At 72.4% G+C, this 20,959-nt stretch carries 20 protein-coding genes and 1 pseudogene; 14 read left to right on the forward strand and 7 right to left on the reverse strand.

The annotated features are described in order from the left end of the window. Positions 1 to 89: 89 nt before the first annotated feature. Entirely contained in the window at positions 90 to 881 is a 792-nt protein-coding gene (locus tag ACIG0D_RS02770; RefSeq protein ID WP_399795853.1) for an IclR family transcriptional regulator, read from the reverse strand. A gap of 69 nt (positions 882 to 950) precedes the next feature. On the opposite strand from ACIG0D_RS02770, the gene ACIG0D_RS02775 reads away from it, so the two are divergent. From ACIG0D_RS02775 to ACIG0D_RS02810, 8 genes and pseudogenes are all read left to right on the forward strand, one after another. After that, entirely contained in the window at positions 951 to 2,258 is a 1,308-nt protein-coding gene (locus ACIG0D_RS02775) for a glucarate dehydratase family protein (protein WP_399795854.1), read from the forward strand. A 193-nt stretch (positions 2,259 to 2,451) separates the two neighbouring features. After that, positions 2,452 to 3,570 (forward strand): carbohydrate kinase family protein, encoded by a 1,119-nt coding sequence (locus ACIG0D_RS02780; RefSeq protein WP_399796344.1) that lies wholly within the window; start codon positions 2,452 to 2,454, stop codon positions 3,568 to 3,570. 147 nt (positions 3,571 to 3,717) lie between these two features. Then, complete coding sequence (locus ACIG0D_RS02785) at positions 3,718 to 4,797, forward strand: PhoH family protein (protein WP_399795855.1); 1,080 nt, start codon at positions 3,718 to 3,720, stop codon at positions 4,795 to 4,797. Between the two features lie 12 nt (positions 4,798 to 4,809). After that, the gene (ybeY, locus tag ACIG0D_RS02790; RefSeq protein WP_365758915.1) at positions 4,810 to 5,307 is read left to right on the forward strand and encodes an rRNA maturation RNase YbeY; all 498 of its coding nucleotides are present in this window, start codon (positions 4,810 to 4,812) and stop codon (positions 5,305 to 5,307) included. After that, positions 5,304 to 6,608, forward strand: a complete 1,305-nt coding sequence (locus ACIG0D_RS02795) for a hemolysin family protein (protein ID WP_399795857.1) — start codon at positions 5,304 to 5,306, stop codon at positions 6,606 to 6,608. Before ybeY ends, ACIG0D_RS02795 begins: the two co-directional genes overlap by 4 nt. Next, entirely contained in the window at positions 6,605 to 6,964 is a 360-nt protein-coding gene (locus ACIG0D_RS02800; RefSeq protein ID WP_399795858.1) for an MmcQ/YjbR family DNA-binding protein, read from the forward strand. The genes ACIG0D_RS02795 and ACIG0D_RS02800 overlap by 4 nt, the downstream gene beginning before the upstream one ends. Positions 6,965 to 7,008: 44 nt before the next feature. Continuing rightward, entirely contained in the window at positions 7,009 to 7,362 is a 354-nt protein-coding gene (locus ACIG0D_RS02805; protein WP_399795859.1) for a cytidine deaminase, read from the forward strand. 43 nt (positions 7,363 to 7,405) lie between these two features. Continuing rightward, positions 7,406 to 7,603, forward strand: a pseudogene (locus ACIG0D_RS02810) (hypothetical protein); the annotation flags it as partial. 25 nt (positions 7,604 to 7,628) lie between these two features. On the opposite strand, the gene ACIG0D_RS02815 reads toward ACIG0D_RS02810, so the two are convergent. Continuing rightward, a complete protein-coding gene (locus ACIG0D_RS02815) occupies positions 7,629 to 7,967 on the reverse strand; it encodes a P-II family nitrogen regulator (RefSeq protein WP_399795860.1) in 339 nt (112 codons plus the stop codon). 170 nt (positions 7,968 to 8,137) lie between these two features. Between ACIG0D_RS02815 and era the strand changes: the two genes are divergently transcribed. Next, complete coding sequence (gene era, locus ACIG0D_RS02820) at positions 8,138 to 9,091, forward strand: GTPase Era (RefSeq protein ID WP_399795861.1); 954 nt, start codon at positions 8,138 to 8,140, stop codon at positions 9,089 to 9,091. Between the two features lie 19 nt (positions 9,092 to 9,110). Here era and ACIG0D_RS02825 read toward each other — a convergent pair whose 3' ends face one another. Genes ACIG0D_RS02825 through ACIG0D_RS02835 form a run of 3 tightly spaced genes read right to left on the reverse strand, consistent with a single transcriptional unit; the run spans position 9,111 to position 11,762 of the window. Continuing rightward, positions 9,111 to 10,415: a GH1 family beta-glucosidase gene (locus tag ACIG0D_RS02825; protein ID WP_399795862.1), complete on the reverse strand. Its 1,305-nt coding sequence runs from the start codon at positions 10,413 to 10,415 to the stop codon at positions 9,111 to 9,113. Continuing rightward, the gene (locus ACIG0D_RS02830) at positions 10,412 to 10,678 is read right to left on the reverse strand and encodes a protealysin inhibitor emfourin (protein WP_399795863.1); all 267 of its coding nucleotides are present in this window, start codon (positions 10,676 to 10,678) and stop codon (positions 10,412 to 10,414) included. Before ACIG0D_RS02830 ends, ACIG0D_RS02825 begins: the two co-directional genes overlap by 4 nt. A 31-nt stretch (positions 10,679 to 10,709) precedes the next feature. Continuing rightward, on the reverse strand, positions 10,710 to 11,762 hold the full coding sequence (locus ACIG0D_RS02835; protein WP_399795864.1) for a M4 family metallopeptidase: 1,053 nt from the start codon (positions 11,760 to 11,762) through the stop codon (positions 10,710 to 10,712). Between the two features lie 348 nt (positions 11,763 to 12,110). On the opposite strand from ACIG0D_RS02835, the gene leuA reads away from it, so the two are divergent. The 5 genes from leuA to ACIG0D_RS02860 all read left to right on the forward strand — a co-directional run bounded on the left by leuA (position 12,111) and on the right by ACIG0D_RS02860 (position 18,938). Next, a complete protein-coding gene (gene leuA, locus ACIG0D_RS02840) occupies positions 12,111 to 13,832 on the forward strand; it encodes a 2-isopropylmalate synthase (protein WP_399795865.1) in 1,722 nt (573 codons plus the stop codon). 199 nt (positions 13,833 to 14,031) lie between these two features. Next, positions 14,032 to 14,727 carry a TerB family tellurite resistance protein gene (locus tag ACIG0D_RS02845; protein WP_399795866.1) on the forward strand — a complete coding sequence of 232 codons (696 nt, stop codon included), beginning with the start codon at positions 14,032 to 14,034 and terminating at the stop codon, positions 14,725 to 14,727. A 152-nt stretch (positions 14,728 to 14,879) separates the two neighbouring features. Further along, positions 14,880 to 16,949 (forward strand): MMPL family transporter, encoded by a 2,070-nt coding sequence (locus tag ACIG0D_RS02850; RefSeq protein WP_399795867.1) that lies wholly within the window; start codon positions 14,880 to 14,882, stop codon positions 16,947 to 16,949. A 115-nt stretch (positions 16,950 to 17,064) separates the two neighbouring features. Continuing rightward, on the forward strand, positions 17,065 to 18,258 hold the full coding sequence (locus tag ACIG0D_RS02855) for a sensor histidine kinase (protein WP_399796345.1): 1,194 nt from the start codon (positions 17,065 to 17,067) through the stop codon (positions 18,256 to 18,258). Then, positions 18,255 to 18,938, forward strand: coding sequence for a response regulator (locus ACIG0D_RS02860; protein ID WP_399795868.1), 684 nt, complete (start codon positions 18,255 to 18,257; stop codon positions 18,936 to 18,938). Before ACIG0D_RS02855 ends, ACIG0D_RS02860 begins: the two co-directional genes overlap by 4 nt. 14 nt (positions 18,939 to 18,952) lie before the next feature. Here the strand turns inward: ACIG0D_RS02860 and ACIG0D_RS02865 are convergent, their stop codons facing one another. Beyond that, positions 18,953 to 19,888 carry a dihydrodipicolinate synthase family protein gene (locus tag ACIG0D_RS02865; RefSeq protein ID WP_399795869.1) on the reverse strand — a complete coding sequence of 312 codons (936 nt, stop codon included), beginning with the start codon at positions 19,886 to 19,888 and terminating at the stop codon, positions 18,953 to 18,955. An 89-nt stretch (positions 19,889 to 19,977) separates the two neighbouring features. Next, positions 19,978 to 20,904: a class A beta-lactamase gene (gene bla / locus ACIG0D_RS02870; RefSeq protein ID WP_399795870.1), complete on the reverse strand. Its 927-nt coding sequence runs from the start codon at positions 20,902 to 20,904 to the stop codon at positions 19,978 to 19,980. Between the last annotated feature and the right edge of the window lie 55 nt (positions 20,905 to 20,959).

Here is a 20,959-nt window from a genome sequence, read left to right on the forward strand (position 1 = left end):
TCACTCTCTGGTTTGGGGCGCCGGAGGCCGGGTAGGCGGGGGCGGTTTCGCGGCTGAACGGGCGTGGTTTCCTGGGTGAACGGGCGGCGCTAGCGCCAGTGCACGGCGCCCCCGGCCGCCGGTGCCGTCGCCTCGATCTTCGCCCGGACCTCGCGCATCACGGCGACGATCCGCTCCTCGTGCCCCGGCGTCAGCCGGACCACCGGCACCGAGCAGCTGATCGCGTCCTGGGCGGGGGAGTCGTAGCGCAGCGCGAAGCCGAAGCCGACGATCCCGGGGACGCCTTCCTCGCGGTCGATCGCGTAGCCGCGCTCGCGCACCTCGGCGAGGTCCGCGGCCAGGGAGGCGCGGGTGGTGTGGGTGTTGGGGGTGAGGGCCGCGTACGGCTCCGGCGGCAGCCGGTCGTCGGGGCGTTCGGCCAGCAGCGCCTTGCCCAGGGCCCCCGCGTGCGCGGGGAGCCGGCGCCCGACGCGGCTGATCGTGCGCAGGTACTCGTGCGACTCCCGGGTGGCCAGATACGCCACGTCGCGGCCGTCCAGCCGGCCCAGGTGGATCGTCTCGCCCAGCGCGTCCGACGCCTCGTCGAGATACGGCCGTACGAGCCGCACGCGCGGGTCGGAGTCGAGGTAGCCGGTGCCGGTCAGCAGCGCGCGGAGGCCGATGCCGTAGAGCGAGCCGGTGATGTCGGTGCGCACCCAGCCGCGCGAGATCAGCGTCTGGAGCAGGGCGTACATCGAGCTGCGCGGCACGCCGAGTTCGTCCGCCAGCTCCTGGAGGCGTGCCGGGCGGTCACCGCGCGCGGCGAGCAGTTCCAGCAACTCCACCGTGCGCGCGGCCGACTTCACCTCGCGGACGCCACCGCTGCCGCCTGACTCGGACATGGGGAGATGGTAGTGCGGCGGCGGGCCCGCCCCGCTATCTTCATACGGGAACGTCGTCTACGTAGGGAGATGACCGTGGCTCGTGACCGTGACCTCCGGATCGCCCGGGTCACGCTGACCCCCGTCCTGGTCGCCGACCCGCCCCTGCTCAACACCCAGGGCGTGCACCAGCCGTACACCCCCCGGCTGATCGTGGAGGTGACCACGGAGGACGGGGTCACCGGGCTCGGGGAGACGTACGGCGACACCAAGTACCTGGAGCTCGCCCGGCCCCTGGCCGAGCTGCTGCCCGGGCACCGGGTCGACGACCAGGGCGGCCTGTTCACCCTCGCCGACCGGCTCGCCGTGGACACCGCGCGGGTCGACGGCGCGCTCGACGTCGGCGGGCTGCGCGGCGTCCAGACCGCCGGCAAGCTGCGGCTGTCCGTCGTCTCCGCCTTCGAGGTCGCCTGCCTCGACGCGCTCGGCCGGACGCTCGGGCTGCCCGTGCACGCGCTGCTCGGCGGCAAGGTCCGCGACACGGTCGACTACAGCGCCTATCTCTTCTACCGGTGGGCCGCGCACCCCGAGGGCGTCACGGCCGAGCCGGACGACTGGGGCGCCGCCCTCGACCCGGCGGGGATCGTGGCGCAGGCCCGCCGGTTCACCGAGCGGTACGGGTTCCGCTCCTTCAAGCTCAAGGGCGGTGTCTTCCCGCCGGACGAGGAGATCACCGCCGTCCGGGCCCTCGCCGACGCCTTCCCCGGGCATCCGCTGCGGCTCGACCCCAACGGCGCCTGGTCCGTGCCGACCTCGCTGAAGGTGGCGCGGGAACTGGAGGACGTCCTCGAGTACCTGGAGGACCCCACCCTCGGGACGGCCGCCATGGCCGAGGTCGCCGCGGGCACGTCGGTGCCGCTCGCCACCAACATGTGCGTCACGACGTTCGCCGAGATCAAGGAGGCCTTCACACGGGACGCCGTCCAGGTGGTGCTCTCCGACCACCACTACTGGGGCGGGCTGCGCCACACCCAGCAGCTCGCGGCCGTCTGCCGCGCCTTCGGCGTCGGGGTCTCCATGCACTCCAACACCCACCTCGGCATCTCCCTCGCCGCGATGACCCACGTGGCGGCCACCGTGCCCGGCCCCCTCCACGCCTGCGACTCCCACTACCCCTGGCAGACCGAGGACGTCCTCACCGAACGCCTGACGTTCCACGACGGCGCCGTCCGCGTCTCCGACGCCCCCGGCCTGGGTGTGGACCTGGACCGCGACCGGCTGGCATTCCTCCACGAGCGGTGGGCACGGGACGACGGCACGCTGCGGGACCGGGACGACGCGGCGGCGATGCGGGTCGTGGAACCGGGATGGAGGGTGCCGACGATGCCTCGGTGGTAGGGGTTGGGGGCGCTCAGGCGACTGGTGGGGGGCGCTCAGGCGGCCGGCGGGGGGCGCTCCGGGTTGACGCCGGTACCGGGGTGCCGGGTGTGACGGAAGACGCGCTGTCAGTGGCGTGGTGCACACTGGCCTGACCCGCACCACGTTCAGGGAGTGCACCGTGAACGCGTCCGCCGGAGCCACCACCTCCACCGTGCCGGCCTCGCTCGCCGCGCCCGCCGCGCAGGGCTGCCCGCCGCAGGTCGACCCGCTCGCCGCCCTGCGCGCCCCCGGCGACCCGCCCTGGGACGTCTATCTCACCGGCACCGTCTTCCTCGACATCATCTTCACCGGCCTCGACTCCGCCCCGGTGCGCGGCACCGAGTCCTGGGCGCGCGGTATGGGCTCCAGCCCGGGCGGCGTGGCGAACATGGCGACAGCGCTGGCCAGGCTCGGCCTGAGGACGTCCCTCGCTGCGGCCTTCGGCGACGACCACTACGGCGACTACTGCTGGGACGCCCTGGAGAGCGGCGAGGGCATCGACCTCACCCCCTCCCGCACCGTCCCCGGCTGGCACTCCCCGGTCACGGTCTCCATGGCCTACGAGGGCGAGCGCACGATGGTGTCCCACGGCCACGAACCGCCCCCGGAGGAACCCGCCCCCGACTGCCCGCCGCGCGCCCGGGCCGCCGTGGCCTCCCTCGTGCCCGGCAGCTCCGTGCCGTGGATCGCCCAGGCCGCCGCGCGGGGCACCCGGATCTTCGCCGACGTCGGCTGGGACGACACCGGAGCCTGGGACCTGGCCGCGCTCCCCGACCTCGCCCACTGCGAGGCCTTCCTGCCCAACGCGGAGGAGGCGATGCGCTACACCGGCACGAGCTGCCCGCGCGCCGCCGCCCACGCGCTCACCGCGTTCGTGCCGCTGGCCGTCGTCACCCTCGGCGCCGACGGCGCGTACGCCGTGGACCGGCGCACCGGCGAGACCGCCGAGGTCCCGGCCATCGAGGTGGAGGCCCTGGACCCGACCGGCGCCGGGGACGTCTTCGTGGCCGGCTTCGTCACCGGCACCCTCGCCGGCTGGCGGCTCGCCGACCGCCTCGCCTTCGCCGGCCTCACCGCCGCCCTGTCCGTCCAGGAGTTCGGCGGCTCCCTCTCCGCCCCCGGCTGGTCCGAGATCGCCGCCTGGTGGCGCAAGGTCCGCTCCCTCGACGACCAGGACCCGGCCGCCCTGGAGCGGTACGCGTTCCTCGCCGACCTGGTCCCGGAGGAATGCGGGCGCCCCTGGCCCCTGCGCCGGGCGGTCCCGACGATCGGCTTCCGCCGCTCGGCATGACGGCGGGCCGTCGGGCGTTCGCTTTCCAGGGTCTGTTCGAAAAGCCCTACGGGCTTGTCGGTGCCCCGTCGTACCCTGGGAATCGCGAGGCCGCCCTCAGCTACGCGGCCGTGACGAGGAGGAACCGCAGGCCTTCAGCGCCGGCCCATGACTCAGACACCCACAGCTCACACCCCCGCGCAGGGGCAGGCGAGAGCACAGTTCACCGTCCCCGCCCAGCACCCCATGGTGACCGTGCTGGGTTCCGGCGACTCCCTCCTGCGCGTGATCGAGAAGGCCTTCCCGGCGGCCGACATCCACGTCCGGGGCAATGAGATCAGCGCGGTCGGCGACCCCGTGGACGTCGCCCTGATCGCGCGCGTGTTCGACGAGATGATGCTGGTGCTCCGCACCGGGCAGCCGATGACGGAGGACGCAGTGGAACGGTCGATCGCGATGCTCAGGGCGAGCGAGTCCGGAGGCGGTGACGGCTCGGAGACCCCGGCCCAGGTGCTGACGCAGAACATCCTGTCCTCGCGTGGCCGCACGATCCGCCCCAAGACCCTGAACCAGAAGCGGTACGTCGACGCGATCGACAAGCACACGATCGTCTTCGGCATCGGCCCGGCCGGTACCGGCAAGACGTATCTGGCGATGGCGAAGGCGGTCCAGGCCCTGCAGTCCAAGCAGGTCAACCGCATCATCCTGACCCGCCCCGCGGTCGAGGCCGGAGAGCGCCTGGGCTTCCTGCCCGGCACGCTCTACGAGAAGATCGACCCCTACCTGCGCCCGCTGTACGACGCGCTGCACGACATGCTCGACCCCGACTCCATCCCCCGCCTGATGGCGGCCGGGACGATCGAGGTCGCGCCACTGGCGTACATGCGCGGCCGTACCCTCAACGACGCCTTCATCATCCTGGACGAGGCCCAGAACACGAGCCCCGAACAGATGAAGATGTTCCTCACCCGCCTCGGCTTCGACTCGAAGATCGTGATCACGGGTGACGTGACCCAGGTCGACCTGCCCGACGGCACCAAGTCCGGTCTCCGTCAGGTCCAGGACATCCTGGAGGGCGTCGAGGACGTCCACTTCTCCCGGCTGTCCTCGCACGACGTCGTCCGGCACAAGCTGGTGGGCCGTATCGTCGACGCGTACGAGAAGTACGACAGCAAGCACGGCACGGAGAACGGCGCGCACAAGAGCCGCGCCAAGTCCTCCGGCGCCAAGGGCTCCAAGGGGAAGTAGACCAGCACGACCATGTCGATCGACGTCAACAACGAGTCCGGAACCGAGGTCGACGAGCAGGCGATCCTCGACATCGCCCGCTACGCGCTCGCACGGATGCGCATCCACCCGCTCTCCGAGCTCTCGGTGATCGTCGTGGACGCCGACGCCATGGAGCAGCTCCACATCCAGTGGATGGACCTGCCGGGGCCCACGGACGTCATGTCCTTCCCGATGGACGAACTGCGTCCGCCGTCGAAGGACGACGACGAGCCCCCGCAGGGCCTTCTCGGCGACATCGTGCTCTGCCCCGAGGTCGCCGCCAAGCAGGGCGCCGAGGCGCCCACGAAGCACTCCATGGACGAGGAGCTGCAACTGCTCACCGTCCACGGCGTGCTGCACCTGCTCGGCTACGACCACGAGGAACCCGACGAGAAGGCCGAGATGTTCGGCCTTCAGGCCGCCATCGTGGACGGCTGGCGCGCGGAGAAGGGCCTGACCGGCCCGTCCCCGGCCCCGACCGTCTCATGAGCCTCCCGCTCGTATCCGGCGCGATCGCCCTGGTGATCGTGGCCTGGCTCGCCGCCTGCGCGGAGGCGGGCCTGGCCCGGGTCTCCAGCTTCCGCGCCGAGGAAGCCGTACGGTCCGGGCGGCGCGGCGCCGACAAGCTCGCCCAGGTCGCCGCCGACCCCACCCGCTACCTCAACGTGGCGCTGCTGGTCCGCGTCGCCTGCGAGATGGCCGCCGCCGCACTGATCACCTACGGGTGCCTGCGCGAGTTCCGCAGCGTCACCCAGGCCCTGCTCATCGCCATCGCGGTGATGGTCCTGCTGTCGTACGTCGCCGTCGGGGTCTCCCCGCGCACCATCGGCCGCCAGCACCCCGTGCACACGGCGACCGCGGCGGCGTACGTCCTGCTGCCGCTCGCCCGGATCATGGGCCCCATCCCGTGGCTGCTGATCCTCATCGGCAACGCGCTCACCCCCGGCAAGGGCTTCCGGCACGGCCCGTTCGCCTCCGAGGCGGAGCTGCGGGCCCTGGTCGACTACGCCGAGCGGGAGTCGCTGATCGAGGACGAGGAGCGCCGCATGGTGCACTCCGTCTTCGAACTCGGCGACACCCTGGTGCGCGAGGTGATGGTGCCGCGCACCGACCTCGTCGTCATCGAGCGGTTCAAGACCATCCGCCAGGCCCTCACCCTCGCCCTGCGCTCCGGGTTCTCCCGGATCCCGGTCACCGGGGAGAGCGAGGACGACATCGTCGGGATCGTCTACCTCAAGGACCTGGCCCGCAAGACGCACATCAGCCGGGACGCGGAGAGCGAGCTGGTGTCCACGGCGATGCGGCCCGCGGTCTTCGTCCCCGACACCAAGAACGCGGGCGACCTCCTGAGGGAGATGCAGAAGGAACGCAACCACGTCGCCGTCGTCATCGACGAGTACGGCGGCACGGCCGGCATCGTCACCATCGAGGACATCCTCGAGGAGATCGTCGGCGAGATCACCGACGAGTACGACCGCGAGCTGCCCCCGGTGGAGGAGCTGGGCGAGGGCCGCTACCGGGTCACCGCCCGCCTCGACATCACCGACCTCGGCGAGCTGTACGGCCTCGACGAGTACGACGACGAGGACGTGGAGACCGTCGGCGGCCTGCTCGCCAAGGCCCTCGGCCGGGTCCCCATCGCCGGCGCGTCCGCCCTGGTCGCCCTCCCCGACGGCCGCGATCTGCGCCTGACCGCCGAAGCGGCCGCCGGCCGCCGCAACAAGATCGTCACGGTGCTGGTGGAGCCGGTGCCCCCGGGGGGCCCGGACGAGGAGGAGAAACCGGAGTGACCCCGCAGGAGCTGCGCGCCCTCTGCCTGTCCTTCAACGCGGCCGTGGAGGACTTCCCGTTCGGCCCGGAGATCTCGGTCTTCAGGGTCCACGGCAAGCTCTTCGCGCTGTCGTATCTGGACGCGCGGCCCCTGAAGGTCAACCTCAAGTGCGACCCGGAGGACACCCTGCGGCTGCGCACCGCGCACCCGGGCCTGATCGTCCCCGGCTGGCACATGAACAAACGCCACTGGAACACGGTCACCGTCGACGCGGGACTCCCGGACCGGCTGGTCCGGGAACTGGTCGAGGACTCCTACGACCTGGTCGTCGCCGGCCTGCCGCGCGCCGTCCGGCTCCGCCTCGACCGTCCGTGAGGCCCACGCGGGCCGACGGCCGTACGGCTACGTATCCTCGAGCCATGACCGACAGCAGCGCGCTCGATCCCGAGGACCGCAAGATCGTGACCCTGGCCCGTTCCGCGCGGGCCCGTAACGGGGTGCCCGAGGGGGCGGCCGTACGGGACGAGACGGGCCGGACCTACACCGCCGGGACGGTGGCCCTCGACTCGCTGAAGCTGAGCGCCCTCCAGACGGCGGTGGCGATGGCGGTGGCGTCCGGGGCGAAGTCGCTGGAGGCGGCGGCCGTGGTGACGGACGCGGAGTCGGCGGCCGAGGCGGACCTGGCCGCCGTACGGGACCTGGGCGGCCCCGGGACGCCGGTGCTGGTCGCCGGGCCGGACGGCACGGTCCGGGCTACGGTGACGGCGGGCTGACGCCCGGCGGGGCACTGGCGGCCGGGGCCCTCGCGGTCCACCGGGCGCCGTCACCTTCACCGGCACCCGGAACCCGGCCATGACCGCCGGCGACCCGGTCACCGTCGGCCCGCTCACCGGCACCGTCGCCTCCGGCGACCGCCTGGAGGGCTACGGCGGCCCCCTGCGGATGACCGCCTTCGGCATCACCGTCACCTGCACGGCCACCGGACCCCAGTCACCGGGGCCGTTCGTCTTCGACTGGCCTCACGAGACGCCCGAGGGCGTCACAGCGCGTCCGGCCCCCGCTCGCCCGTGCGCACCCGGACGACCGTGTCGACCGGCAGCGCCCAGACCTTGCCGTCGCCGATCTTCCCGGTCTGCGCGGCCTTCACGATCGCGTCGATCACGGCGTCGCAGTCCGCGTCCTCGACCACGACCTCGATACGGACCTTCGGCACCAGGTCGATCTGGTACTCGGCGCCCCGGTAGACCTCGGTGTGGCCGCGCTGGCGGCCGTAGCCGCTGGCCTCCGAGACGGTCAGCCCCTGGATGCCCAGCTCCTGGAGCGCGTTCTTGACCTCGTCGAGGCGGTACGGCTTGACGATCGCGGTGATGAGCTTCATGCCTGCGGCTCGACCTTCTGCGCAAGGGAGACGGGGGAGGAGACGACCGGGCCGCCGTGGCCGCCCGGGACCCCGTGATCGTAGGCGCTCCGGGCGTGCACCGTAAGGTCCACGGGGTTCCGGAGGCTCACGGTACGGCGGCGCTCCGGGGATCAGGGAGAATGGGCGGCATGAGCGTTCGCACCCAGTCATCCGAGCAGTCGGCCGAGGCAGTTCACCGGGCCGGTTTCGCCTGCTTCGTGGGCCGCCCCAACGCGGGCAAGTCCACCCTCACGAACGCTCTGGTCGGGCAGAAGGTGGCGATCACCTCCAACCGCCCCCAGACCACGCGGCACACCGTCCGGGGCATCGTCCACCGCCCCGACGCGCAGCTGATCCTGGTGGACACCCCGGGGCTGCACAAGCCGCGCACCCTGCTGGGCGAGCGGCTGAACGACGTCGTGCGCACGACGTGGGCCGAGGTCGACGTGATCGGCTTCTGCCTGCCCGCCGACCAGAAGATCGGCCCCGGCGACCGGTTCATCGCCAAGGAACTCGCCGCGATCAAGAAGACCCCGAAGGTCGCCATCGTCACCAAGACCGACCTGGTGGACTCCAAGGCCCTCGCCGAGCAGCTGATCGCAGTCGACCAGCTCGGCAAGGAGCTGGGCATCGAGTGGGCGGAGATCGTCCCCGTGTCGGCGGTCGGCAGCAAGCAGGTCGACCTGCTGGCGGACCTGCTGATCCCGCTGCTGCCCGAGGGCCCGGCGCTCTACCCCGAGGGCGACCTGACGGACGAGCCCGAGCAGGTCATGGTCGCGGAACTGATCCGCGAGGCGGCCCTGGAGGGCGTCCGCGACGAGCTGCCGCACTCCATCGCGGTGGTCGTCGAGGAGATGCTGCCCCGCGAGGACCGGCCCGCCGACAAGCCCCTCCTCGACATCCACGCCAACGTCTACATCGAGCGCCCCAGCCAGAAGGGCATCATCATCGGCCCCAAGGGCAAGCGCCTGAAGGAAGTCGGCATCAAGTCCCGCAAGCAGATCGAGGCCCTGCTGGGCACCCCGGTCTTCCTCGATCTCCACGTGAAGGTCGCCAAGGACTGGCAGCGCGACCCGAAGCAGCTGCGCAAGCTCGGCTTCTGAGCCACCGGCCCCGGCCCGTTCACCGCTGGTCCCGCAGCACCTCCCGGAACCAGCGGTACGACGCCTTCGGCGTGCGGGCCAGCGTGTCGTGGTCGACGTGGACCAGGCCGAAGCGGCGGGCGTAGCCCTCGGCCCACTCGAAGTTGTCCAGCAGGGACCACACGAAGTAGCCGCGCACGTCCACACCGGCCGTGAGCGCGTCGTGCAGGGCCCGGATGTGGCCGTCCAGGTAGGCGATGCGGTCCCGGTCGTCGAGCCCGTCGTACGAGCAGCCGTTCTCGGTGATGACCACCGGGGGGAGCCGGTCGCCGTAGCGGTCGCGGAAGGCGGTCAGCAGCTCGGTCAGGCCCTCGGGGACCACCGGCCAGCCGAAGTCGGTCACCGGGCGGCCCTCGATCTCACGGACCGAGAAGGGCAGCCCGGAGGGCATCCGGACGCCGCCGAAGTCCGTCTCCGTGTCCTGCGGGGCGCCCACCCTGGTCGGCGCGTAGTAGTTCACGCCGTACCAGTCCAGCGGTTCGGCGATCACCTTGAGGTCGGCCTCGACGTCCCCCGGCATCAGCTCGCCGAGTCCGTCCGGGTAGGTGCCGAGCAGCAGCGGGTCGGCGAAGAGACGGTTCAGCAGGACGTCGTAGAACTCGGCCGCCTCCACGTCCGCGCTCTCCTCGGACGCCGGCCAGGTCGGGCCGTGCGAGTTGGCGATCCCGATGTCCGTGGCGCCCGCCGCGCGCAGCGCGCGGACGGCCAGCCCGTGGGCCAGCAGCTGGTGGTGGGCCACCGGCAGTGCGTCGAACAGCAGCCGCCTGCCGGGCGCGTGGGTGCCGAGGGCGTGCCCCAGCAGGGTGTGTTCGGCGGGCTCGTTGAGCGTGATCCACTTCCGCACGCGGTCGCCGAGGCGGTCGGCGACGACCGAGACGTACTCGGCGAAGCGGGCCGCGGTGTCCCGCTCCAGCCAGTCCAGACCGAGCGGCAGGTCCCAGTGGAACAGGGTCGGTACCGGGCGGACGCCCGCCGCGCACAGGTCGTCCACGAGCCGGTCGTAGAAGTCGAGCCCGCGCGGGGACCGCACGCGCGGCCAGGACACCGAGAAGCGGTACGCGTCCACGCCCAGGCCGGCGAGGAGGGCGACGTCCTCGCGGTGGCGGTGGTAGTGGTCGCAGGCCACCGCCGCCGTCGAGCCGTCCCTCACCCGCCCCGGCTCCGCCGTGAACGCGTCCCACACGGACGGCTCGCGCTCGTCGGCCGCGCCCTCGATCTGGTGGGCGGAGGTCGACACGCCCCACAGGAAGCCGTCGGGGAAGCGGGGTATCGGGGCCGTCGTCACGCTCCCTCCTTCAGCACGCGCGTGACCAGCGCCCGCAGGTCGTCCGGCACCCCGGGGTCGCTCGCGTGGACGGTCCGGTCGTCCACCGTGACCTCGTAGTGGAAGCCGTCGGGCACTCCGGCCGGGCGGGTGCCCTGCCCGGTGGCCAGCGCCCGCTCGGCCAGGGCCTGCCACTCGGTGGCGTCGGGGCGGCCCGCGGTGTCGATCTCGGCGTACCGCTCGATGCCCGCGAAGCCGCCCGTGCGCCTCACCTGAATTCGCATGGGTCCCTGTCTAGTACGGATCTCCCGCGAACTACAGGGTGCGTACGCCGACCTGCTCCCACGCCTTGCGCACCGCCTCGTGCTCGTCGCCGCCGTCGCCGTAGCGCTCGCGGGCGGCCTTGACGGTGAGGGTGGCGAAGTCGGCGAAACGGGCCCGCTCGGTCAGCTCGCCGCCGGTCAGCACGTCGTACCAGATCTGCCCGGCCTTCTCCCAGGCGTAGCCGCCGATCGCGGTCGCGGCCAGGTAGAACGCGTGGTTGGGGATGCCGGAGTTGATGTGCACCCCGCCGTTGTCGCGGCCGGTGCGGACGTAGTCCTCCATCGTCGCGGGCTGCGGGTCCTTGCCGAGGACGTCGTCGTCGTACGCCGTCCCCGGGGCCTTCATCGAGCGCAGCGCCACACCCGTGACGCGGGGCGCGAGCAGGCCGGCGCCGATCAGCCAGTCGGCCTCGCCGGCGGTCTGGCCGAGCGTGTACTGCTTGATCAGCGAGCCGAAGACGTCGGACATCGACTCGTTGAGCGCGCCCGGCTGGCCGTAGTAGGTGAGGTTCGCCGTGTACTGGGTGACGCCGTGGGTCAGCTCGTGGCCGATGACGTCGATCGGGAGGGTGAAGTCGAGGAAGACCTCGCCGTCGCCGTCGCCGAACACCATCTGCTCGCCGTTCCAGAACGCGTTGCCGTAGTTCTCGTCGTAGTGGACGGTGGCGTCCAGGGGCAGGCCGTCGCCGTCGATCGAGTGGCGGCCGTAGGCCTTGAGGAACAGCTCGAAGGTGGCGCCGAGACCGGCGTAGGCGCGGTTGACCGTGGCGTCCTGTCCGGGCTCGTCGCCCTCGCCGCGGACCTTGGTGCCGGGCAGGTCGGTCTTGTGCCCGGCGTCGTAGACGGTGCGCAGCGGCTGGTCCGAGGGTGCTTTGGCCTGCGGCGCGGCGGCGAGGCGGAACTCGGTCGTGACGCGGCGGCGACCGCGGAGTTCGCTGTCGCGGACCAGGGTGCGGCGGGCGGGGCCGGCGAGGGCGGGGTCCTCGCTGCGGGCCAGCCTGTCGAGGATGTGGGGTGGGACGACGGTACAGAACACTGCGCTCATGCTCCGCACCATCGCACTGAGTGCGACCTCTGTCACCAAGGGCAATCATGATTGGTGAATTGATCGCGGGTGAGGGGTGCGGGGCGGTTTGTCTATGCTAGGCGGCTGTCCGTTTTGTGGGGTTTCTCGCGCAGTTCCCCCACGCCCCTGACGAGTCTCGGTCCCGCATACTGAAACACGACCCCGCATCCCGGAGCCGCTCGGCTAGCATGCTGCGCATCATGCGTTTCGGGCTGCTTCTCCTTAGCTGCCGCGGCGAGGGCCTGTAGTCCAGGTCGACTCCCTCCCCGCGGAGCTCGGTGTTGCCGTCGGCCGTCCTTTCCGGACACCTCTAGGAGCCCCCGCATCATGGCGAATCGCCAGCAGCCCAGTTCCATGCCGATCCACAAGTACGGCCGCTACGAGCAGGTCGACATCCCGGACCGCACCTGGCCGAACCAGCGGATCACCAAGGCCCCCCGATGGCTGTCGACCGACCTGCGTGACGGCAACCAGGCCCTGATCGACCCGATGTCGCCCGCGCGCAAGCGGGCGATGTTCGACCTGCTGGTCAAGATGGGCTACAAGGAGATCGAGGTCGGCTTCCCGGCCTCCGGCCAGACCGACTTCGACTTCGTACGGTCGATCATCGAGGAAGAGGGCGCGATCCCCGAGGACGTGACGATCTCCGTCCTCACCCAGGCCCGCGAGGACCTGATCGAGCGGACCGTGGAGTCCCTGAAGGGCGCCCACCGGGCCACCGTCCACCTGTACAACGCGACCGCCCCGGTCTTCCGCCGCGTGGTGTTCCGCGGCTCCAAGGACGACATCAAGCAGATCGCCGTCGACGGCACGCGGCTGGTCATGGAGTACGCCGAGAAGCTGCTGGGCCCGGAGACCGAGTTCGGCTTCCAGTACAGCCCGGAGATCTTCACCGACACCGAGCTGGACTTCGCGCTGGAGGTCTGCGAGGGCGTCATGGACGTCTGGCAGCCCGGCCCGGACCGCGAGATCATCCTGAACCTGCCGGCGACCGTGGAGCGCTCCACGCCGTCCACCCACGCGGACCGCTTCGAGTGGATGCACCGCAACCTGTCGCGCCGCGAGTACGTCTGCCTGTCCGTCCACCCGCACAACGACCGCGGTACGGCGGTGGCGGCGGCCGAGCTGGCGCTGATGGCCGGCGCCGACCGCGTCGAGGGCTGCCTGTTCGGGCAGGGCGAGCGCACCGGCAACGTCGACCTGGTCACCCTGGGCATGAACCTGTTCTCGCAGGGCGTCGACCCGCAGATCGACTTCTCCGACATCGACGAGATCCGTCGTACGTGGGAGTACTGCAACCAGATGGAGGTCCACCCGCGCCACGCGTACGTGGGCGACCTGGTCTACACGTCCTTCTCCGGCTCCCACCAGGACGCCATCAAGAAGGGCTTCGACGCCATGGAGGCCGAGGCGAAGGCCAAGGGCGTCACCGTCGACGACATCGAGTGGGCGGTGCCGTACCTGCCGATCGACCCCAAGGACGTCGGCCGCTCCTACGAGGCGGTCATCCGGGTCAACTCGCAGTCCGGCAAGGGCGGCGTGGCGTACGTGCTGAAGAACGAGCACAAGCTGGACCTGCCGCGCCGGATGCAGATCGAGTTCTCCAAGATCATTCAGGCGAAGACGGACGCCGAGGGCGGCGAGGTCACGCCGAAGGACATCTGGGCGATCTTCGAGGACGAGTACCTGCCGAACCCGGAGAACCCGTGGGGTCGGATTCAGGTCAAGAACGGCCAGTCCACCACCGACCGCGACGGCGTCGACACCCTCACCGTGGAGGCCACCGTCGACGGCACGGACACCGTGCTGACGGGTCAGGGCAACGGTCCGATCTCGGCCTTCTTCGACGCCCTGCAGTCCATCGGGATCGACGTACGCCTGCTGGACTACCAGGAGCACACGATGAGCGAGGGCGCGTCCGCGCAGGCCGCCTCCTACATCGAATGCGCGATCGACGGCAAGGTGCTGTGGGGCATCGGCATCGACGCCAACACCACCCGCGCCTCCCTGAAGGCGGTCGTCTCGGCCGTCAACCGGGCCGCGCGCTGACCGTCCGCACCGGGGGTTTCGCGGGCCCCGCCCGCCGGATCGCGGTGCGCTCCGGCGGGCGGGGCCCCGTCGTTTACCGGCCACTCACCCGATCAGGTCACGGAAAGGTCTCGTCCTGGGTGCTGACTAGCCCTCATGGATGTGGCTAACATCACGCCAGCGCGGCGATGTTGCCGCGGGGTTACGGAGGTGCTGCGACGTGCTGCCAGAACGGGGACGAGACGGCCGTGTCACCGGGCTTTCGCGCATTTTCGGTACCCGTACCGCGTGGACGGCCCTCGCCGACGGGGACTTCTTCTGCCCCGGCTGCGGCGGCGACCGCAATTACCAGCGGCTGACCGGGCGCCGCCGGTTCACCCTGCTGGGCCTGCCGGTGCTGCCGCGCGGCGCGTGCGGGCCGGTCGTGGAGTGCGCGGCCTGCCGCCGCCACTACGGCACCGAGGTGCTCGACCACCCCACCACCACCCGCTTCTCCGCGATGCTCCGCGACGCCGTCCACACCGTCGCCCTCGCGGTGCTCGCCGCGGGCGGCACGGGCTCCCGTACGGCCCTGGAGACCGCCGCGGCGGCGGTGCGCGCGGCCGGCTTCCCGGACTGCACCGAGGAGCAGCTGGCCGCCCTCGTCGAGGCGCTGGAGGCGGACACCGGCCGGATCACCGGCGCACCCTGCGGGCCGGGGCTGGCCATAGAGCTGCACGAGGCGCTGGACCCGCTGGCCCCGCACCTCGCCCCCGCAGGACGTGAATCGATCCTGCTCCAGGGCGCCCGGATCGCCCTGGCCGACGGTCCGTACACCACCGCCGAACGCGAGGCGCTGGCCACCGTGGGCGCCGCGCTCACCATCACCGGCGACGAGGTGAACCGGCTGCTCGCGGCGGCGCGTACGCCCTCGTGACGCTCGGCGTGATACTCCCAGGGGAGTAATGCGGCCCCGGGGACGCCCCTCGCGGTAGCCGCGAACTCGGCCTCGCGCGCGACGAAACGGCCCTCCCGCGCCGGAAGTCTGGAACCGCATCCAGACATCCGCTCCGGAGGGAGGGCCCGTTCATGGGGGCCGGAGGAAAGACAAGCAGGCGGCGGGCCGTGCCGTGGGTCGTGCTCGCGCTGTGGATCGGCGTGCTGGCGGTCGCCTCGCCGTTCGCCGCGAAACTCGCCGACGTACAGCGCGACCGGGTCACCGACTACCTGCCGGCGAACGCCGACTCCACCCGGGTCGCCGAGCTCCAGAGCCGGCTCCCCGGCGGCGAGAGCACGGAACTGGTCCTCGTCTACCACCGCGACGGCGGCCTCACCCGCGCCGACCGCGAGACCGCCGAACGGCAGGTCGGGCGGATCGCCGGCGAGCACGAGCTGACGGCCACCCCGCAGGGCGTGCCCTCCCGGGACGGCACGACGCTCATGTACCCGGTGATCAGCAACGAGCCCGGTGACGACGAGGACAAGCGCAGCGCCTTCGTCGACGACGTCCGCGAGACCGCCCGCTCCACCGACGGCCTCACCGTGGAGGTCGGCGGCCCGGGCGCGGTCACCCGCGACGCCAAGAAGGTCTACGACTCCCTCGACGGCCCCCTGCTCTACACCACCGTCGCCGTCGTCGCCGTCCTGCTGATCCTCATCTACCGCAGCCCCGTGCTGTGGCTGATCCCGCTGGTCGTCGCCGGCATCGCCGACTACCTGTCCATGGGCGTCGCCTACGGCCTCAACCAGGCCTTCGGCACCGCCATCTCGGGCGCGAGCACCGGCATCATGACGATCCTCGTCTTCGGCGCCGGCACCGACTACGCCCTGCTCCTCGTCTCCCGCTACCGCGAGGAACTACGGCGCATCGAACGCCCCTACGACGCCATGAAGGCCGCCCTGCGCGGCTGCGGGCCCGCCGTGATCGCCTCCTCGGGCACCGTCGCCGCCGGTCTGCTGTGCCTGCTCGCCGCCGACCTCAACTCCAACCGCGGCATGGGCCCCCTCGGCACCGTCGGCGTGCTGTGCGCGCTGATCGCCATGCTCACCCTGCTGCCCGCGATCCTCGTCCTGCTCGGCCGCCGGGTGTTCTGGCCGCTCGTCCCGGCCTTCGGCAGCACCCCCAAGGAGCGCCGCTCGCTGTTCGCCGCGATGGGCGGCTCCGCCGGACGCCGCCCGGTGACCGTGCTCGTCTCCGGCGCCGTCGCCCTCGGCGCGCTCGCCCTCGGCACGCTCAACCTGCCCGGCGACCTCAAGCAGGAGGACTCCTTCGTCGACCGTCCCGAGTCCGTCTCCGCCCTGCTGACCCTCGCCGACGCCTACCCCGAGCGCTCCAGCCAGCCCATCACCGTCATGACCCCCGCCGACCGCGCCGACGCCACCGTGCAGGCCGCCACCGCCACCGAGGGCGTCGAGTCCGCCCGGATCGGCCGGACCGCGGAAGGCTGGACCGAGGTGTCCGTGACCGCCTCCGCCCCGCCGCAGTCGGCCGCCGAGACCCGCACCATCGAGGCCCTGCGCGACACGCTGGACGGCTCCTACGTCGGCGGACCCAGCGCCCAGCAGATCGACCTGGAGAAGACCAACGCCCGCGACCAGAGGGTCGTCGTACCGCTCGTCCTGCTCTCCGTGCTGCTCATCCTGATCGCCCTGCTGCGGTCCTTGGTCGCCCCGCTGATGCTGGTGGCCGCCGTGGTCGCGGTGTGGGCCGCGTCCCTCGGCATCGGCGGGCTGGTGTTCGGGCCGCTGTTCGGCTTCGAGGGCACCGACCCCGGACTCGGCCTGCTGTCCTTCGTGTTCCTGGTCGCCCTCGGCGTCGACTACGGCATCTTCCTCATGCACCGCATGCGCGAGGAGTCCCTGGGCGGCGCCGAACCCGCCGCGGCGGCGCTCACCGCCCTGCGCACCACCGGCGGTGTCATCGCCTCCGCGGGCCTCGTCCTCGCCGCCACCTTCGCGGTGCTGATGAACATGGGCCTCGTCTCGCTCGTCCAGCTCGGCTTCGTCATCGCGGTCGGCGTGCTCCTCGACACCTTCCTCGTCCGCACCTACCTGGTCACCAGCGCCAGCGTCGCCCTCGGCCGCACGGTGTGGTGGCCCGGCCGGATGGCGAAGGCACCGCAGCCCGCACCCGTCGTCCGGGAGCCGGAACGCGTATGACGCGCTGACGTCGCATGACCCCGTGGGCGCCGCTCCCTCCCGGAGGGGCGCCCTCCTCACGGAGGATGAGCCCGTGCCCGAAGCAGCCCACCGACCCCGCCTCGGCGAGCGGATCATGGCGGCGATCAACCGCGACCCGCGCACCGCCCCGCACGCCACCCGCAACGACACCCTGCTCGCCCTCGGCAGCGCCGCCCACGCCGTCGTCGTCGCCCTCGTCACCGACCCGGCCCGGCGGCCCGACGCGCTGGGCTGGACCCTGCTGCTCGCCGCGCAGCTGCCGCTCGTGTGGCGGCGCCGCCGGCCGCTGCTCGCGCTGACCGCGGTGGTCGTGCTGCTGCTGCCCTACCACTCCCTCGACAACAACCACACCGCCCCCACCCCGGCCGCGTACATCGCCCTCTACACCGTCGCCGCCACCTGCCGGCCCCTGTACACCCTGCTCTCCAGCGGTACGGCCCTCGCCGTGGCGGTGAGCGTCATGCTGATCGTCAACCAGAAACAGGCCGTGGACCTGCTGCGGATCTCCGGGTGGGCGATCGCCGTGGTCTTCGTCGGCATCGACGTCCGCTACTACCGGCAGTACGTCGCCGCCATCGTCGAGCGCGCCGAACGCGCCGAACGCACCCGCGAGGAGGAGGCCCGCCGCCGGGTCGCCGAGGAGCGCCTGCGCATCGCCCGCGACCTGCACGACCTCCTCGCGCACAGCATCACCCTGATCGGTGTGCAGACCTCCGTCGCCGCGCATGTGCTGCACGCCGACCCCGACCGCCTCGACCGGGCCGCGGTCGCGGCGGCCCTCGACGACATCGCCGAGACCTGCCGCACCGCGCGCGGCGAACTGCGCACCACCCTGGAGGTGCTGCGCGACCACGGCACCCCCGACACCCGCGGCCCGCTGCCCGACCTGCACGGCCTGGACGGCCTCGCGGAGGCCGCGCGGACCGCCGGCGCCGAGGTCGAGCTGACCGTCACCGCCGCCGACGTGCCGCCCGCCGTCGGTGCCGCCGCCTACCGGATCGTTCAGGAGGCCCTCACCAACGCCGTACGGCACGGGGGCCGCGACGACCTCGGCATCCGGGTCGGGGTGCACGCGGGGGAGGGGGCGCTGCGGGTCACCGTCACCGACGACGGCACCGGAGGCGGTGGTGGGCACGAGGGCGGCTCCCGCACCGGCGGCGGGTCCGGCTTCGGGCTCGTCGGCATGCGGGAGCGGGCGCGCAGTGTCGGCGGAACCCTGGACGCGGGGCCGCTGCCCGGACAGGGTTTCGAGGTCAGCGCCGTACTGCCCCTGGGAGGGACCACGTGACCATCCGCGTACTGCTCGCCGACGACCAGACCCTGGTGCGGGCCGCGTTCGCCATGCTCGTCGAGTCGGCGCGGGACATGGCGGTGGTCGGGGAGGCGGGCACCGGCCGGGAGGCCGTCGAACTGGCCCGCAGCGCACGGGCGGACCTCGTGGTGATGGACATCCGCATGCCCGACCTCGACGGCATCGAGGCCACCCGGCTGATCGCCGCCGACGAGGACCTGGCCGGGGTGAAGGTGCTCGTGCTCACCACCTACGACACCGACGAGAACATCGTCGAGGCGCTGCGGGCCGGCGCGTCCGGGTTCCTCGTCAAGGACACCCGGCCGGCCGAACTCCTCGACGCCATCCGCACGGTGGCCGCGGGCGACGCCCTGCTGTCGCCGGGTCCGACCGCCCGGCTCATCGCCCGCTTCCTGCGCGGCCCCGCCCCGGCCCCGCCCGAGGGCGGCCCCGAGTGTCTGTCGGACCGTGAGCGCGAGGTGCTGACGCTGGTGGCGCGCGGACTGAACAACACGGAGATCGGCGAGGCGCTGGGGCTGAGCCCGCTGACCGCGAAGACCCACGTCAGCCGGATCATGGGCAAGCTGGGCGCCCGGGACCGGGCCCAACTGGTCATCATCGCCTACGAGTCCGGGCTGATCACGCCGGGTGCCATGGGGGCGGGGGAAGCCAGGTAGGCGAGGGGGACCTCCTAGAGGAGTCCGGCCGCCGCGAGGAACTTCCCCACCCGTTCCACCTCGTCCGCCGACAGCGGCACCTGGGGCTCCGCCGTCGCCGGGCAGGCGATCACGCCGCGCAGGTGGAGGGCCGCCTTGAACGCGCCGATCGCGGCGGAGCCGGGGCCCATGCGGGCGGGGTCGCCGGCGTGGACCATGTCGAACAGGGCACACAGGCGCTCCTGTTCGGTGCGGGCGCGCTCGGTGTCGCCGGTGCGGCCCAGGCGGTCGAGGCGGACGTAGCCGTGCGGGTCGACGTTGGCGAGACCGGGGACGGCGCCGTGCGCGCCGAGGGCGAGCGCGGCGTCGACGATCAGCTCCGAGCCGGTCAGGACGGTGAAGCCGGCCAGGTCCGGGCGGGTGCGGACGCCGGTGACGACCTCGCGGAAGGCGGCCAGGTCGCCGCTGGAGTCCTTCAGCCCGGCGAGGACTCCTTCGGCGGCCAGGTCCAGGACCAGGTCCGCGGCCAGCTTGGTGTGGACGGCGACCGGGATGTCGTAGGCGAGGACCGGGACGGGGGAGGCGGCGGCGACCAGGCGGTAGTGGCGGGCGATCTCCGCCGGGTGGGTGCGGGCGTAGAAGGGCGCGGTGACGACCACCGCGTCGGCGCCCGCCGCCGTCACCGCGGCCACGTGTTCCAGCACCCGGGGCGTCGTCATGTCGATCGCGCCCGCGAGCACCGGGAGCCGTCCGTCCACGTGCCGTACCGTCTCCGCCACCACCAGCCGCCGCTGACCGTCCGTCAGATACGCGGCCTCCGACGTGGAGCCCAGGACGAACAGGCCGTGCACCCCACCCGCCGTCAGATGGTCGAGCAGCCGGTGCAGGGACTCCACGTCCACCTCGCCCTCCGGTGTGAGCGGGGTGCAGACGGGCGGGACGACACCGGTGAGCGGGGCGGGCATGGTCATGGCGGCTCCCTCGGCTGACGGGACCGGCGGACGGGCGCGCCGCCGGTCGGCTCGTGCTCCTCCACCGGATGGTGACAGCGCGGGCCTGGCTAGGCCAGGACCTCCGACAGGACGGCCGCCGCCTCCGCGATCAGGGCGTTCTCGCGGACCGCCGCCGGGTCGGACTTGCGCGACAGGATGGCCAGGACGACCGGGGTGCCGTCCGGGGTCCAGGCGATGCCCACGTTGTTGTTGGTGCCGTAGGCGCCGCCGCCGGTCTTGTCGGCGACCCTCCAGGTGGGCGGGACTCCGGCGCGCAGCCGGTCGTCGCTGGTGGTGTTGTTCAGCAGCCAGTGGGTCAGCAGCTCACGGTCGGCGGCGGGGAGGGCGTCACCGAGGACGAGCCGGGCGTAGGTGCGGCCGATCGCGCGCGGGCTGGTGGTGTCGGTGACCCGCCAGGGCTCCGCCGAGTTCAGTTCCGTCTCCCAGCGGTCCAGGCGGGTCACCGGGTCGCCGAGGGAGCGGGCGAACCGGGTGATCGCCGTGGGTCCGCCCAGCTCCCGCAGCAGCAGGTTGCCCGCCGCGTTGTCGCTGAACCGGATGGTCACGTCGCACAGTTCGGCGACGGTCATGCCCTCGGCGAGGTGCTTGCGCGTCTCGTCGGAGCCGTCCACCAGGTCCGCTTCCGTGTAGTGGATGCGGCGGGCCAGGAACTCCCCGTCCCGGTCCAGGTCGCGCAGGACCGCCGCGGCGGCGAGGGTCTTGAAGACGGAGCAGATCGGGAACAGGTCGTCCGCGTGATGCCGGACGGTCCGTCCGGTGCGCAGGTTCCGGGCGTAGACGCCGAGCTTCGCGTCGTAGCGCCGCTCCAGGTCGCGCAGGCGCCCTGTCACACCGGCGGCTCCGCCGGTGGCGTGCGCGGCGGCGGTGACCCGCGCGGCGGCGGTGGCGTGCGCCGTGGCGGGGGTGATCAGGGCGGCGGCGCCGACGGCACCGGCGGCACCGGCGGTGAGGAGGGCGCGGCGGCTCAACGACATCTCGGTCTCCTTCGTGATCGCTTCTCCCCATGATCGACGCGCCCGCCGCACGCGC

It is taken from the genome of Streptomyces sp. NPDC052773, assembly GCF_044547145.1.
Taxonomy (GTDB): domain Bacteria; phylum Actinomycetota; class Actinomycetes; order Streptomycetales; family Streptomycetaceae; genus Streptomyces.

Excerpts from the sequence above, each read along its gene's own strand:
- ACIG0D_RS02770 (WP_399795853.1), bottom strand. The coding sequence starts at position 881 with ATGTCCGAGTCAGGCGGCAGCGGTGGCGTCCGCGAGGTGAAGTCGGCC.
- ACIG0D_RS02775 (WP_399795854.1), top strand. The coding sequence starts at position 951 with ATGACCGTGGCTCGTGACCGTGACCTCCGGATCGCCCGGGTCACGCTG.
- ACIG0D_RS02785 (WP_399795855.1), top strand. The coding sequence starts at position 3,718 with ATGACTCAGACACCCACAGCTCACACCCCCGCGCAGGGGCAGGCGAGA.
- ybeY (WP_365758915.1), top strand. The coding sequence starts at position 4,810 with ATGTCGATCGACGTCAACAACGAGTCCGGAACCGAGGTCGACGAGCAG.
- ACIG0D_RS02795 (WP_399795857.1), top strand. The coding sequence starts at position 5,304 with ATGAGCCTCCCGCTCGTATCCGGCGCGATCGCCCTGGTGATCGTGGCC.
- ACIG0D_RS02805 (WP_399795859.1), top strand. The coding sequence starts at position 7,009 with ATGACCGACAGCAGCGCGCTCGATCCCGAGGACCGCAAGATCGTGACC.
- ACIG0D_RS02815 (WP_399795860.1), bottom strand. The coding sequence starts at position 7,967 with ATGAAGCTCATCACCGCGATCGTCAAGCCGTACCGCCTCGACGAGGTC.
- era (WP_399795861.1), top strand. The coding sequence starts at position 8,138 with ATGAGCGTTCGCACCCAGTCATCCGAGCAGTCGGCCGAGGCAGTTCAC.
- ACIG0D_RS02830 (WP_399795863.1), bottom strand. The coding sequence starts at position 10,678 with ATGCGAATTCAGGTGAGGCGCACGGGCGGCTTCGCGGGCATCGAGCGG.
- ACIG0D_RS02835 (WP_399795864.1), bottom strand. The coding sequence starts at position 11,762 with ATGAGCGCAGTGTTCTGTACCGTCGTCCCACCCCACATCCTCGACAGG.
- leuA (WP_399795865.1), top strand. The coding sequence starts at position 12,111 with ATGGCGAATCGCCAGCAGCCCAGTTCCATGCCGATCCACAAGTACGGC.
- ACIG0D_RS02850 (WP_399795867.1), top strand. The coding sequence starts at position 14,880 with ATGGGGGCCGGAGGAAAGACAAGCAGGCGGCGGGCCGTGCCGTGGGTC.
- ACIG0D_RS02855 (WP_399796345.1), top strand. The coding sequence starts at position 17,065 with ATGGCGGCGATCAACCGCGACCCGCGCACCGCCCCGCACGCCACCCGC.
- ACIG0D_RS02865 (WP_399795869.1), bottom strand. The coding sequence starts at position 19,888 with ATGACCATGCCCGCCCCGCTCACCGGTGTCGTCCCGCCCGTCTGCACC.
- bla (WP_399795870.1), bottom strand. The coding sequence starts at position 20,904 with ATGTCGTTGAGCCGCCGCGCCCTCCTCACCGCCGGTGCCGCCGGTGCC.